We start from the raw sequence: 12790 nt of genomic DNA, 5'->3' as shown, positions 1-12790 counted from the left end.
GATTACGGTTCGTCAGGTGTTACCCCCCAGCGTGACAGAGTGGCGCGACGGCGGCAGCTCGATGAACACGCCCGCCGGTCGGGTGTTCGTCCGCTCGGCGCCGGGCGAGGGCCCGACCATCCTGCTGCTGCACGGCTACCCGTCGAGTTCCTACGACTACCACCGGGTGGTGCCGCACCTGGGTGACCGGGCCTGGGTGACGCTGGACTTCCTCGGCTTCGGACTGTCGGACAAGCCGCGTCCGCACCGTTACAGCCTGCTCGAGCAGGCTGACATCGTGCAGACCGTGGTCGCGGAGACCACCTCGGGGCCGGTGGAGTTGATAGCGCACGACATGGGCACCTCCGTGGCCACCGAGCTGCTGGCGCGAGATCTGCAGGGGCGGTTGCCGTTCGAACTGCAACGCGCCGTGATCGGCAATGGCAGCGTGATCCTGCACCGGGCCAGCTTGCGGCCGGCCCAGAAGCTGCTTCGCGGCCCGCTGGGTCCGATCCTGAGCCGTCTCTCCAACGCATCGTCGTTCCAGCGTGCCTTCGGAAGGTTGTTCAGCGCCGAGCATCCTATGAGCGAACAAGAGGGGCAGGCGCAGTGGGCGCTGTGGTCCCACAACGACGGGCACCGCATCGCCCATCTGTTGATCGCGTATCTCGACGAGCGGGTGAAATACGCATCGCGATGGCACGGTGCCGTGCGGGACTGGCCCAAACCGTTGAGCTTCGTCTGGGCACTCGACGACCCGGTCGCGACCACGAATGTGCTCGACGGATTACGCGAGTTGCGCCCCGCCGCACCTGTGGTCGAGCTTCCCGGCGTCGGCCACTACCCGCAGGTGGAGGTGCCGGAGGAGTTCACCCGGGCCGCGCTGAGCCTGCTGGCGGCGCACTAGCCGACGAGGGTCGCGACCGCCGACGTCAACTCCGGGCCCGTCGAGCTGGCCAGGTTCTGATAGCTGCCGCCGCTGATCTCGGCGACCGCCTCCCAGGTGGCGCGGTCGGAGTCGGCGCCGAAGTCGATGATGTTCACCTTGACCGGACGGGCTGGGTCGACCGCTCCGCGGATGAACTGCTCGAGCCCCGGACCGTTCAACGACTGGTCGGTGTGCGGACCGGTGGTGATGACCAGGACCGAATTGCTTTGACCCGCACGGAAATTCTGCTTGGCCTGGTCGTACACGAGCCGCAACGTGGTGAACGAGACGGCGCCGCCGTTCGATGCCGTCTGTCCGTCCAGCTCCGCGGTGAGCGCCGCGGACCGGGGCCTGCCGTCGACCTGATCCGACAGCGGACCCATCGGGATCTCCGAGCGACCCTCGACACCGTCGAACGTCCAGAGGCCAACCGCGGAATTCGGCGGCAGCGCCTGCAACCGGGCATTGAGTGCCGCCGCCACATTCCCCAGCCGCGATTCGCCGCCCTCGTCGGTGGGCATCGACTGATCCAGCATGATCGTGACCGCGGGGTTGGTCACCGGTGCGGTCAGCGAGTTGGCGAGCGCGACGCGCTCGGCGTTGTCACCCACCGATAGTGGGGCGCCCAGCGGTGCGAAGTCTGTGACGTCGCTGTCCGGCGGTGTGCTGCCTTCGGTGCGGAAGCCGGCCTTGGACAGCTCGGCTAGTTGTTCTGGCTTGCGCATGAACCGTGCGAACTCGCTGGCCGCGGACACCTGTTCCTGCGACAGCCAATCGCCGGCCAGCAGGGCCGTGGGGTAGTCCGCCATCGCCACCGGTCCCGGCGGCAGCCACGACGCCAACACATTCTTCGCATCGGGTAGTGCGGCGGCGCGCTGGAAGAGTTGCTGTTCGGTGGCGACGACGGCGTGCACCGGCGCGGCCGCGGGATCGTCGGCGTTCAGCAGCGCGTCCATGGCCGTCGACGCCTTCTTGTCGGCGAGTTTGGGCTGGCCTGCAACCAGCGAGTTCACCGCGCCGATACCGGAATTGGGGGGCGCCCCAGCGGGTGCGGATGCCGCTGCCACCGCCTCGGCCGCCAGATATGACGCATCGCTGTCACCGGACAGCGGTAGCGCCAACCGCAACGGACCCCAGCCCGGAAGCCCCAGCCCGTCCAGCGCGCTGGGGTTGGTTTGCAGCGTCGGCAACGAGCCCCAGTCCTGTTGACCCAGAGCGGATTTGAGCTGTGGCCGCATCGCCAGCACCACTGGAGTGGTGACCAGCGAGCGGCTGTCGCTGATGGTCTTCTCGCCGGCACTGGCCTCGAGGCGGGCCGCCGACATCGAACTCGCCGGGATCCACAGGGCAGGCCGCTCGCCGAGTTCGGCGGGCCATTGGCCGATGAATCCGTTGACGACCTGATCCGAATCGGCGGGCGTGACCCCGACCTTCACGCAGCGGTCACCCACCGGCGCAGCGGTGCGGTTGTAATTGTCCGCCAGGATCTTTATCTGGTCCGACATCGAGGGGTCGGCGACCACAGCGACGGCGAGTTCGCCGTTCACGCAACGGGCGGCGGCGACATCACTGCGATCGGACAGCGCATCGCCGAAGAACCGCCACAGGATGACCGCGCCGACGACCACGACGACTGCGACCAGGGCAGCGATCACGCTGATGCTGACGCCTCGCCGGCCGGCAGTCACCGCGCGATGACTGCCCGTCCATTCCCCGCCGTCCCACTCACCGCCGTGCGCCGGGCCCGAGCGCGGACGACCGGGCGGCGGTGGGGTCGACGAACCGACGCGCTGCAGGCCGAAGCTGTCGGCAGGGTCGGCGTCTTCGTAAATCTCGTCGTCGTTGACATCCTCGCTGCGATAACCAGGGTCGGAGAAGCCCCGTGCGTCCTGTTCGGACTCGCGGTACAGCGGTGCGTCGTACTCCGGTTCGCGGTATTGCGGTGCGTCGTACTCCGGTTCGCGGTAGCCAGGACCAAAATCCGGCTGGTAGTTGCCGGACTGGCCGAAGCGTGTGGTCTCCGGTTCGTCGTGCTGCTCTTCGCCGGCCGAATCCTCGGGGTCGGGAATGCTATGCCTGCCCACGGAAGCCCTTGTGCTCGCTACGTCGACGGGTCATCGGATCAACCACCGTTATTTGCTGCTTTGAACTCTCGGCGCTTGCGGTGGAGGATCGGCTCGGTATAGCCGTTCGGCTGAGCCCCCCCGGCCAAGATCAGCTCCTGTGCGGCGGTGAACGCCACGCTGCCGTCTGGGTCTGGTGCCATGGGCCGGAATTCCGGATCTTTCTCGTTCTGCTGATCCACCACCGCGGCCATCCGCCGCAGGCTGGCCTTCACATCGTCCTCGGTGATGACACCGTGGCGCAACCAGTTCGCCAGCAGCTGACTCGAAATCCGAAGGGTGGCACGGTCTTCCATCAGAGCGACATTGTGGATGTCGGGCACCTTGGAGCAGCCGACACCCGCGTCGATCCAGCGCACCACATAGCCGAGGATCGACTGGCAGTTGTTGTCGACTTCTTCGCGGATCTCCTCGGGCGCCCACGCGAGTTCCTTGCCCAGCGGGATGGTCAACAGCTCGTCGACAGTGGTCCGTGTCTTGCCCTGCAACTCCTTCTGCACGGCGAACACGTCGACCTCGTGATAATGCATCGCGTGCAGGGTGGCCGCCGTCGGCGACGGCACCCACGCGGTGGTTGCGCCTGCCTTCGGCTGACCGATCTTCTGCTCGACCATGTCGGCCATCAGGTCGGTCATGGCCCACATGCCCTTGCCGATCTGTGCGCGCCCGGAGAACCCGGTGGCCAGGCCGACGTCCACGTTCTGGTCCTCATAGGCCAGGATCCACGGCTGCGTCTTCATGGCACCCTTGCGGATCATCGGGCCGGCCTCCATCGACGTGTGGATCTCGTCGCCGGTGCGGTCCAGGAAGCCGGTGTTGATGAACACCACGCGGTCGCGTGCCGCTTTGATGCAGGCTTTCAGGTTGAGGGTGGTGCGTCGCTCCTCGTCCATGATGCCGACCTTGATGGTGTTCGGCGGCAGACCGAGCACGTCCTCGACCCGCCCGAACAGCTCGACGGTGAAGGCCACTTCGTCGGGCCCATGCATCTTGGGCTTGACGATGTAGATCGAGCCGGTGCGGCTGTTGACCTTCGGGCCGTTCTTCGTGACACCGTCTTCGTCCGCCTTCAGCCCGTGCATCGCGATCAGGCTGGTGAACAGCGCGTCCTGGATGCCCTCGGGGATCTCGTTGCCATCGACGTCCACGATCGCGTCGTTGGTCATCAGATGACCGACGTTGCGCACGAACATCAGACTGCGGCCGGGCAGCGTCAGCTCGCCCTCGCCGTCAGGTGTGGTGTAGGTGCGGTCCTCGTTGAGGACACGGGTGAACGTCTTGTCGCCCTTGGCCACCTCTTCGGAGAGGTCGCCGCGGTTCAGGCCCAGCCAGTTGCGGTAACCCAGCACCTTGTCGTCGGCGTCGACGGCGGCCACGGAGTCCTCGAAGTCCATGATCGTGGTGATCGCGGATTCCAGGACGACGTCTTTGATGCCTGCCGAATCGGTGGAGCCGACGGGGGAGTCCGGGTCGACCAGGATCTCGACGTGCAGGCCGTGGTTGCGCAGCAGCACCGACCAGGAGGGCGACCCGAGTTCACCGGTGTAGCCGACGAACTGCTCGGGCGTCGCAAGGCCGGTCGTCTGTCCGTCGCCCAGCTCGACGATCAACTGTCCGTCGTCGATCTTGATGCCGGTCGCATCGCTCCAGGCGCCGGTGGCCAGCGGGGCCGCGCCGTCGAGGAAGCGGCGGGCGTACGCGATGACCTTGTCGCCGCGGACTTGGTTATACCCGCCGTCGGTACCTGGTCGCACCTTCTCGGCCCCGTCGTCTTCGGAGATGACATCGGTGCCGTACAGCGCGTCGTACAGCGATCCCCACCGGGCGTTCGCGGCGTTCAGCGCGAAGCGTGCGTTGAGGATCGGGACCACCAGCTGCGGGCCCGCGGTCGTGGTGATCTCATCGTCGACGCCCGCGGTGGAGATCGTGAAGTCGTCCGGCGGAGGCAGCAGGTACCCGATCTCGGTGAGGAACTGCCGGTAGGCCTCGGGATCGATCGGCTCGATGACGCGCTGGCGGTGCCACTTGTCGATACGTGCCTGCAGATCGTCCCGGTAGGCGAGCAGTTCCTGGTTCTTCGGAGTCAGGTCGGCGACGACCTTGTCCACGCCCGACCAGAAGGTGTCGGGATCGAGGCCGGTGCCAGGAAGTGCCTCATCGTTGACGAAGTCGTACAGCACCTGGGCAACACGCAGGTTGCCCACTTTCACGCGATCGGTCATATTTCCTCCCTCGCCGCAAAGGCGCGTAACGCAGTGCCGTCGATCCAGCTTACCCGCGGGTAACGGCGCCTAATTCTGATGTCGCCGCCGAGGCGGCTCCGGTTCCCTCGTGCATCACGCCGGCGCCTTCCGCGGCGAGCAACTGCTCACACGCCATGGTCAGGCGCTCCCGCAGCGGTGCCGCCTGCTCGGCAACGTGCTGCTGGATACGAACGTATTCGGAACGCCCGGCGGGCGTTTCGATCGCGATCGGCTCGAATCCGTAGTCGCGAAGATCATAGGGACTGGCGCGCATGTCGAGCTCACGGGCTTGGGTGGCGAGCTCGAGACAATCCATCACCAGCGCCGAGTCCACGAGGGGTCCCAGCTTGTAGGCGAACTTGTAGCAATCCATGGCCGCGTGCAGACAGCCGGGCTGTTCGGACCCGATCTGGCCGTCGCGGGTCAGCTGCTCGCTGTTCCGTTCGGTGGCTGGCTTGGTGAAGAACCGGAAGGCGTCAAAATGGCTGCACCGCAACGGCATCGATTCGACGACCTCATCAGTTCCGGCGGCGCCGAGTCGCAGCGGGACGCGCTCATGGCGCACCCTCGGCGCCCGGTAGACCATTGCCCACTCGTGCAGCCCGAAGCAGTTCAGTCGCGCCGGGCGCGACGCCGTCGCGCGCAGCAGCCCGGCGATGAAGCGCACCGTGTCGGCGCGGCCGGTGAGGTATTCACGACTCACCGTCACACCGGCGGGGGTGCGCCCGTAACCGCTGCGAACCAGGTAGCGCGCCGCCGAATCCCCGGCGAGCGCCACGCCGAACCCTGGGTGCCACGTCCGCAGCTGCCGGGGACGCAGGCTGTAGTAGGTGAACAAGAAATCCCAGACTGGATGGGGCTCAGAGGCCGGTGCACGGAACGACCGCAGGAAACCGTCGACCCGTTCACGGTGACGCTGCTCCCGGCCGGTCCAGTCGCGCTCGTCGAGCACGAAATCGCAGGTGACGGTGTGCGCAGCCTCACACACGGTGCGTTCCGTCACGCACGGTGCCGACCAAATCTTCGACCAGGTCCTCCAGCGCCACCATCGCCGACACGCTGCCGTCGGGCGCGGTGAGAAGCGCCAAATGCGCGTTGTCCCGCCGCAGCCGCGACAGCGCGTCGGGCAGCGACATCGACGCCGGCACCCTCGGCAGGGGGCGCACCATCGAGGCGTCCAGCACCGCCTGTTCGTTGGCGGGGTCGTGGACCAGCGGCAGCACGTCCTTGATGTGCAGGTACCCGACGTAGTCGCCGGCCGGGTCGCTGACCGGGAACCTCGAGTAGCCGGTTTCGGCGAGGGCGTCTTCGATCGCTCCCAGGGTGGGGCCGGAGCCCGCGCGCGCGACCGGGACGGCGCGGATCTTGCTCAGGGGCATGGCGACGTCGTTGGCGACGCGATCGCGGATCTGCAGTGCGCGGGTGAGCCTGCCGTGCTCCTCCTGGTCGAGCAGGCCCTCGGATCGTGACTCGGCGATCATCTCCGAGAGCTCGACGGTCGAGACCGCGACGTCGAGTTCGTCCTTCGGCTCGACCCCGAACGATCTGAGCGTGATGTTGGCGCACCAGTTGTAGAAGGCAATGAACGGCCGGGCGAGCCGGATCCACACCAGGTACGTCGGGATCAACAGCATCGCCGACGATTCCGGCCCGGCGATCGCGATGTTCTTCGGCACCATCTCGCCGAGCAGGACGTGCAGCGTCACCACGACGCCGAGCGCGACGAAGAACGACACCGTGTGCAGCACGGTGTCGGGAATACCGACCAGCCCGAACGGCTTCTCCAGCAGGTGGGCGACCGCCGGTTCGCCGACACGGCCCAACAGGATCGAACAGATCGTGATGCCAAGCTGCGCGCCGGCCAGCATCAGCGACAGGTTCTCGCCGGCGCGGATGACCGTCACCGCGCTCTTCTTGCCCTGCTCCGCGAGCGCTTCGAGGCGGTCGCGGCGCGCGGAGATCAGCGCGAACTCCGAGGCGACGAAGAAGGCGTTGGCACCGAGCAGCAGAAAGGTCAGCAGCACGCCGAAGATATCGCCGCCCATCAGCCCTCATCTCCCGAGTTGTGGCGGCCTAGTTCGGTGAGCTCGAGCAGGTCGATGCGCCTGCCGTCCATGCGAACCACGGTCGCCAGCCATCGGATGGGATCTTCGAGCGCGGCACCGTCGGGATCGAACGCGGTGAGCTCAACCGACTCGGACTCGTCGGGAATGTGTCCCAGCTTTTCGAGCACCAGTCCGCCGATCGTTTCGTAATCTCCTTCGGGCGCACGGAAACCGGTGGCGTCGGCGACCTCGTCGATGCGCAGCAGCCCCGAGACCTGCCAGCCCCGGCCCGCGGGCACCACATCGGGCGGCTCGACATCGTGCTCGTCGCGGACGTCGCCGACGATCTCCTCGATGAGGTCCTCCATGGTGACCATGCCCGCGGTACCGCCGTATTCATCGACGACCAGCGCGGTCTGCAGCCCGTTCGCACGGATCTGGGTCATCACCGCATCCCCGTCGAGGGTGGAGGGCACCTTCGCAACGGGCAGCGCGAGGCGGGCCAGCGGCGTGGTGGCCCGCCGCTCCGGCGGCACCTCGAACACCTGCTTGACGTGCGCGATGCCGATGGTTTCATCGAGGTCGCCCTCGATGATCGGGAAGCGCGAGTACCCGGTTTTGATCGCCGCGGCCACCAGGTCGGCGGCGGTGTCATCGGATTCCAGCGCCTCGATCTTCGATCGCGGCGTCATCAATTCCTCGGCAGTGCGTTCACCGAACTGCAGAGAGCGGTCCACGAGCACGGCGGTGACCGGATCCAACGCGCCGCTGCGCGCGGAGCTGCGGACCAACGACACCAGCTCCTGCGGCGAGCGGGCCGAGCGCAGTTCCTCAGCCGGCTCGATGCCGAGGCGGCGCAGGATCCAGTTGGCGGTTCCGTTCGTCATCCGGATCAGTGGCGTGAACAGCGCCGAGAACAGCAGCTGCGGACCCGCCGACCAGCGCGCCGTCTGCACCGGCCGTGCCACCGCGAGGTTCTTGGGTACCAGTTCGCCAAACACCATCGAAAGCGACGTGGCGATCAGCACGGCGAAGAACAGGGCCAGCCCACCCACGAAACGGTCGGGCACACCGATCGCCTCGAGACCGGGCCGGATCAGCCGCCCGACAACGGGTTCGGCCAGATAGCCGGTGGCCAGCGTGGTGATCGAGATGCCGACCTGTGCGCCGGAGAGCTGGAACGACAGCGTCCGGTGGGCCCGTCGCACCATCTGGTCACGGCGCGCGCCACTGCGCGCATTGGATTCCACGGTGCTGCGCTCGAGCGCGGTCAGGGAGAACTCCGCGGCGACGAACACCGCCGTCCCGGCGGTCAGCAACACGATCGCGCCGATGGAGAGCAAGGACATCGTGAGGGTCATCGAGAGCTCACCGTCCACACCGATGGGGCGCCGGGCCTGTTGCCCGGCCGACTAGGGGAGGGCTCGGCGTCGTTCGGCTCAGCGTCTTTCAAGACGGTGCCCGGCCGCTCTGCCCCCAAGCTCGCGGCCTCAACGGGTGCCTGCGGCACAGGGTCCCTTTCGAGTAGACACGTCAAGAGTGGGGTCCATGTTAGCCGTTGGTGACCGGCCGGCGGATTCACCAGCCGGTCGGCAGTGGATGACCCTCGGCGAACCCCGCGGGGGACTGCACCCCCAGCACAACCTTCTCGGGTAGCTCGGCGAGATTGCCTGCGCCCACGTAGGTGCACGTGCTGCGCACCCCGGAGGTGATGTGGTCCAGCAGGTCCTCGACCCCGCCCCTGGACGGGTCCAGCCCCATCCGCGACGTGGAGATGCCCTCCTCGAACAACGACTTGCGGGCCTGGTCGAACGGGTCGTCGGCGGCGGTACGCGCCGCGACGGCGCGCTTGGACGCCATGCCGTAGCTTTCCTTGAACGGCCGATCCTCGCGGTCGCGCATGAGGTCGCCCGGCGATTCGTAGGTGCCGGCGAACCACGAGCCGATCATGACGTTGGAGGCGCCTGCGGCGAGGGCCAGCGCGACGTCGCGGGGATGACGGACACCGCCGTCGGCCCACACGTGACCACCGAGTTGTCTTGCCGCCGCGGCACATTCGAGCACCGCCGAGAACTGTGGCCGGCCCACGCCCGTCATCATCCGGGTGGTGCACATCGCGCCGGGCCCGACGCCGACCTTCACGATCGACGCGCCCGCCGATATCAGGTCGCGGGTGCCTTCGGCGGACACCACGTTGCCCGCCGCCAACGGCAGCCCCAGATCCAGTGCGGCGACCGCCTTGACGGCGTCCAGCATCCGCAGCTGATGTCCGTGCGCGGTGTCGATCACCAGCAGGTCGACGCCCGCCTCGGCCAGGCTGCGCGCCTTCGCGCCCACGTCACCGTTGATGCCGACCGCCGCGGCGATCCGCAACCGGCCCGTCGCGTCGACGGCAGGTGTGTAGATGCCGGCACGGATGGCGGCGGTGCGGGTGAGCACACCGGCCAGGGTGCCGTCCGGTTCGGTCAGCACCGCGACGTCGACGGGCGCGTGTTCGAGCAGGTCAAACACCTTCCGTGGGTCGGTGCCCGCGGGCGCGGTGACGAAGTCGGCGATGGCGATGTCGCGGACCCGGGTGAACCGGTCCACACCCACGCAGCCCGCCTCGGTGACGAGGCCGATCGGCCTGCCCTCGAACAGCACCACCGCGGCGCCGTGGGCGCGTTTGTGAATCAGCGCCATCGCGTCCGACACCGAGTCGTCGGGGGAGAGCACGACCGGGGTGTCGACCACCAGGTCGCGACTCTTCACGAAGTCGACCGTCTGCTGCACCACGGAGATCGGAAGATCTTGCGGCAGAACGACAATGCCGCCACGACGCGCGACCGTCTCGGCCATCCGCCGACCCGCCACCGCGGTCATGTTCGCCACCACCACCGGGATCGTGGTGCCCGAGCCGTCCGACGTCGAGAGGTCGACGTCCATCCGGGACATCACATCGGAGCGTCCGGGGACGATGAAGACGTCGTTGTAGGTCAGGTCGAAGGCGGGCTGGTGGCCGTTGAGAAACTTCATGTCAGGCCAATTCTAGGCCTCGACCTCGCTGCGGTCTCCGCTCCACAGCGTGTGGAACCGCGCGGACGGATCGGCGTCGATGCGGCCGTAGGTGTGAGCGCCGAAGAAGTCGCGCAGGCCCTGGGTGAGCGCCGCAGGCAACCGTTCGGTGCGCAACCCGTCGTAATAGGACAGCGCCGAGGAGAATCCCGGAATCGGGATGCCCAGTTCGGTCGCGGTCACCACCACGCGGCGCCAGCTGTCGATCGCGGCCTCGATCGCTTCACGGAAATACGGGGCAACGATCAGCGACGGCAGATCCGGCGTCTCGTCGAACGCTTCCTTGATGCGGTTGAGGAACTTGGCCCGGATGATGCATCCGCCACGCCAGATGGTGGCCATATCGCCCGGGGTGATGCCCCAGTCGTACTCGGCGCTGCCCGCCTGAATCTGGTTGAAGCCCTGCGCGTACGCGATGATCTTGGAGGCATACAGTGCCTTGCTGACGTCATCGATGAATCGTGCTGCATCGCCGGGCTTCTCGCCGAGATCGCCCGACGCCAGACCCGTGGTGGCCTTGCGCTGCGCCACCGAACCCGATAGCGCGCGGGCGAACACCGCCTCGGCGATCCCGGTCACCGGCACCCCGAGGTCCAGCGCCGACTTCACCGTCCACCGTCCGGTGCCCTTCTGCTCGGCCTCGTCGAGGATGAGATCGACAAGCGGTTTGCCGGTCTTGGCGTCGGTCTGCCGCAGCACGTCGGCGGTGATCTCGATGAGGAAGCTGTCCAGGTCGCCGGAGTTCCATTCGGCGAAGACGTCGGCGATCTCGGGTGCGCTCAGTCCCAGCGCATCGCGCAGCAGCTGGTAGGCCTCACCGATCAGCTGCATGTCTGAGTACTCGATGCCGTTGTGCACCATCTTCACGAAGTGCCCTGCGCCGTCGGGTCCGATATGGGTGCAGCACGGCACGTCGTCGACGTGGGCGGAGATCTCCTCCAGCAGCGGGCCCAGCGACTTGTAGGACTCGGCCGGACCGCCGGGCATGATCGACGGGCCCTTGAGTGCGCCTTCCTCACCGCCGGAGATGCCGGCGCCGACGAAGTGGAGTCCGCGCTCGCGGATCGCCTTCTCGCGGCGGATGGTGTCGGTGTAGAGCGCGTTGCCGCCGTCGATGATGATGTCGCCTTCCTCCATCGCATCGGCCAGCTCGTTGATGACGGCGTCGGTCGGGTCGCCCGCCTTGACCATGATGATCACCCGGCGTGGCTTCTCCAGCGCGGCAAGGAATTCGGGGATGGTCTCGCTGCGCACGAAATTGCCCTCGGAGCCGTGTTCGGCGAGCAGCGCGTCGGTCTTGGCGACGGACCGGTTGTGCAGCGCCACGGTGTATCCGTGGCTGGCGAAGTTGCGCGCGAGGTTGGATCCCATGACCGCGAGGCCCGTGACCCCGATCTGAGCGGTGCCATTCGTGGGATTTTCAGACGAGCTCATTCGGGCAGCCTTTCGTTTTGGTCGAGCAGGGATGGCCTACTACACAGAAGCGCTACGCAGTGAACAAACGATTCAACTCGGTCAACCAGGGCAGGACCACCGCGACGGTGGGCACCACCAGAACGGCGGCGGCGGCCACGTAGGCGCATGCGGCCACACCCAGGCTGTTACCGCGGCCCCCGAGACGGCGTACGCGGGTCACGGTCGTGGGCCCGCCCGCGGCCAGCGCTCCCGCGGGTGTGCGGCCCGTGGCGCACGCGACCAGCGCGCGAGCCAACGGAGTGGGACCCGCCGCACGCACGGCGGCGTCGTCGGCCAGCATCTCGATCAGCAAGCGCACCGCATCAAGTGCGCTCGCGCTGCGGACGAAACGCGGGAACGCGGCGTGGACGGCGGTGAACATCTCGAGCACCAGGTCGTGCCGGGCCCGCAGATGTGCGCGCTCGTGCGACAGGATCGCGGCGATCTCGTTGTCTGCCAGTGTCGTGAGAGTGCCCTCGCTGACCACCACGCGACTGCGCACGCCCGGCAGACAGTAAGCAAGGGGCTCGTCGACGTCGAGAATGCGCAATCCGGATTTATGGGACTTGCCGACGAGGTCGACAACCATCCGATGGTGTGCGCGCCTGCGCCGAGTCGCTATCGCGACCTGGACGACGGCCACCGCAAGACGCGCCCCCACCATCAGCGTCAGCGCGAATACCGCCACGTAGGTGATCCACAGTGGCCAGCCGAGCACGTCGATCTCACCGGCGAGCGTCGAGGTCGGCCTGCCGTCGGGTCCGGGCGCGAAAAGCCTGCTCGCGATGGCGATTCCGGCGGAGAAGGCCGAGAGTACGGCGGCCAGCGCGATGGCTTGCCACAGCACGATCGCGGCCCGCGGTGCCCGCGACGGCCACTTTGCCCGCGCCAGCATCGCCGGCACCGGTCCCGACAGGACCAGCGCCATGATGGAGAAGGCCAGCGCCGACACGCTGTAAGTGT

9 protein-coding genes are annotated in these 12790 nt (G+C 67.5%); 1 reads left to right on the top strand and 8 read right to left on the bottom strand.

The window, feature by feature from the left end; genetic code table 11:
• The first annotated feature begins 16 nt into the window (after nucleotides 1-16).
• Nucleotides 17-886 carry an alpha/beta fold hydrolase gene (locus G6N42_RS08545; RefSeq protein ID WP_163728518.1) on the top strand — a complete coding sequence of 290 codons (870 nt, stop codon included), beginning with the start codon at nucleotides 17-19 and terminating at the stop codon, nucleotides 884-886.
• Here G6N42_RS08545 and G6N42_RS08540 read toward each other — a convergent pair.
• The 8 genes from G6N42_RS08540 to G6N42_RS08505 all read right to left on the bottom strand — a co-directional run bounded on the left by G6N42_RS08540 (nucleotide 883) and on the right by G6N42_RS08505 (nucleotide 12779).
• Nucleotides 883-2991 carry a substrate-binding domain-containing protein gene (locus G6N42_RS08540; protein WP_163728515.1) on the bottom strand — a complete coding sequence of 703 codons (2109 nt, stop codon included), beginning with the start codon at nucleotides 2989-2991 and terminating at the stop codon, nucleotides 883-885. The genes G6N42_RS08545 and G6N42_RS08540 overlap by 4 nt on opposite strands.
• 38 nt (nucleotides 2992-3029) lie before the next feature.
• The gene (locus tag G6N42_RS08535; protein WP_163728512.1) at nucleotides 3030-5252 is read right to left on the bottom strand and encodes a malate synthase G; all 2223 of its coding nucleotides are present in this window, start codon (nucleotides 5250-5252) and stop codon (nucleotides 3030-3032) included.
• 49 nt (nucleotides 5253-5301) lie between these two features.
• Nucleotides 5302-6261: a 3-methyladenine DNA glycosylase gene (locus tag G6N42_RS08530; RefSeq protein ID WP_232076510.1), complete on the bottom strand. Its 960-nt coding sequence runs from the start codon at nucleotides 6259-6261 to the stop codon at nucleotides 5302-5304.
• Nucleotides 6254-7318: a hemolysin family protein gene (locus G6N42_RS08525; protein WP_163728510.1), complete on the bottom strand. Its 1065-nt coding sequence runs from the start codon at nucleotides 7316-7318 to the stop codon at nucleotides 6254-6256. Before G6N42_RS08525 ends, G6N42_RS08530 begins: the two co-directional genes overlap by 8 nt.
• Nucleotides 7318-8679 (bottom strand): hemolysin family protein, encoded by a 1362-nt coding sequence (locus G6N42_RS08520; RefSeq protein ID WP_163728507.1) that lies wholly within the window; start codon nucleotides 8677-8679, stop codon nucleotides 7318-7320. Before G6N42_RS08520 ends, G6N42_RS08525 begins: the two co-directional genes overlap by 1 nt.
• Nucleotides 8680-8896: 217 nt before the next feature.
• Nucleotides 8897-10333: a GuaB1 family IMP dehydrogenase-related protein gene (locus G6N42_RS08515; RefSeq protein ID WP_163728505.1), complete on the bottom strand. Its 1437-nt coding sequence runs from the start codon at nucleotides 10331-10333 to the stop codon at nucleotides 8897-8899.
• A 12-nt stretch (nucleotides 10334-10345) separates the two neighbouring features.
• The gene (gene gnd, locus G6N42_RS08510; protein ID WP_163728502.1) at nucleotides 10346-11806 is read right to left on the bottom strand and encodes an NADP-dependent phosphogluconate dehydrogenase; all 1461 of its coding nucleotides are present in this window, start codon (nucleotides 11804-11806) and stop codon (nucleotides 10346-10348) included.
• A gap of 52 nt (nucleotides 11807-11858) precedes the next feature.
• Nucleotides 11859-12779 carry a M56 family metallopeptidase gene (locus G6N42_RS08505; RefSeq protein ID WP_163728499.1) on the bottom strand — a complete coding sequence of 307 codons (921 nt, stop codon included), beginning with the start codon at nucleotides 12777-12779 and terminating at the stop codon, nucleotides 11859-11861.
• Between the last annotated feature and the right edge of the window lie 11 nt (nucleotides 12780-12790).

Source organism: Mycobacterium gallinarum (assembly GCF_010726765.1).
Classification (GTDB): Bacteria; Actinomycetota; Actinomycetes; order Mycobacteriales; family Mycobacteriaceae; genus Mycobacterium; species Mycobacterium gallinarum.
This window is presented reverse-complemented; position numbering and strand designations above follow the sequence as displayed.

Bases quoted from the DNA above. Each gene is read 5' to 3' on its own strand.
- G6N42_RS08535 (WP_163728512.1), bottom strand. From the start codon at position 5,252: ATGACCGATCGCGTGAAAGTGGGCAACCTGCGTGTTGCCCAGGTGCTG.
- G6N42_RS08525 (WP_163728510.1), bottom strand. From the start codon at position 7,318: ATGGGCGGCGATATCTTCGGCGTGCTGCTGACCTTTCTGCTGCTCGGT.
- G6N42_RS08520 (WP_163728507.1), bottom strand. From the start codon at position 8,679: ATGACCCTCACGATGTCCTTGCTCTCCATCGGCGCGATCGTGTTGCTG.
- G6N42_RS08515 (WP_163728505.1), bottom strand. From the start codon at position 10,333: ATGAAGTTTCTCAACGGCCACCAGCCCGCCTTCGACCTGACCTACAAC.
- gnd (WP_163728502.1), bottom strand. From the start codon at position 11,806: ATGAGCTCGTCTGAAAATCCCACGAATGGCACCGCTCAGATCGGGGTC.